This window comes from Streptococcus suis, from assembly GCF_002960445.1.
Taxonomy (GTDB): Bacteria; Bacillota; Bacilli; order Lactobacillales; family Streptococcaceae; genus Streptococcus; species Streptococcus hyiners.
In genome coordinates, this window is the sequence record NZ_POJD01000233.1 from 1 (window position 1) to 809 (window position 809).

Here is an 809-nt window from a genome sequence, read left to right on the forward strand (position 1 = left end):
GGTTCTGTTGCAAAGTTTTAAATAAAGAATAAAATCCCTTACGGTATCTATGATTTAAGCTGGGATTCCCAATAATACCTTGATTTCAGTACAGACCGAAAACCCGAAGAGAGTGCCTTCTTTTCGGGTTTTCTTATATAATCCTCGAATGGCTTCCATGCCTTTAATCGTGGTAGAGGCAGTGCGTAAACTTCGATAGAATTTATTGCGTCTCTTTACTGGACGATGGTCTTGTTCAATCAAATTATTCAGGTATTTAATGGTACGATGTTCTGTCCCTTGATAAAAGCCGTATTCTTTTAGTTTCTTAAAGGCACTTGTAATAGAGGGGGCTTTATCTGTGACTACAACCTTCGGTTCATCAAACTGCTTCACTAACCGCTTAAGAAAAGCATAGGCTGCTTGTGTGTCCCGTTTTTTACGTAACCAAATATCCAAGGTTAAACCATCTGCATCGATGGCTCGATACAAATAATGCCATTTTCCTTTAATTTTGATGTACGTTTCATCCATTTTCCATGAATAAAAGGATTTTTTATTTTTCTTTTTCCAAATTTGATAGAGTAGTTTGCCATATTCTTGCACCCAACGATAAATCGTCGTATGAGAAACGTTAATGCCACGATCATATAAGATTTCTTGAACTTCACGATAGCTAAGGTTATAACGAAGATAGTAGCCCACGGCTACAATAATCACATCCTGCTGAAATTGCTTTCCTTTAAAATGATTCATCGTCATTCCTCCTGCTATCTTTTTCTATTATTCTACCTTATTTGATAGTAGATTTAAAACTTTGCAACAGAACC

At 36.3% G+C, this 809-nt stretch carries 1 protein-coding gene; it reads right to left on the reverse strand.

Annotated elements, in window-relative coordinates:
* Window positions 1-54: 54 nt before the first annotated feature.
* Window positions 55-735 (reverse strand): IS6-like element IS1216 family transposase, encoded by a 681-nt coding sequence (locus tag C1G53_RS09080; RefSeq protein ID WP_001015311.1) that lies wholly within the window; start codon window positions 733-735, stop codon window positions 55-57.
* Window positions 736-809: the final 74 nt, after the last annotated feature.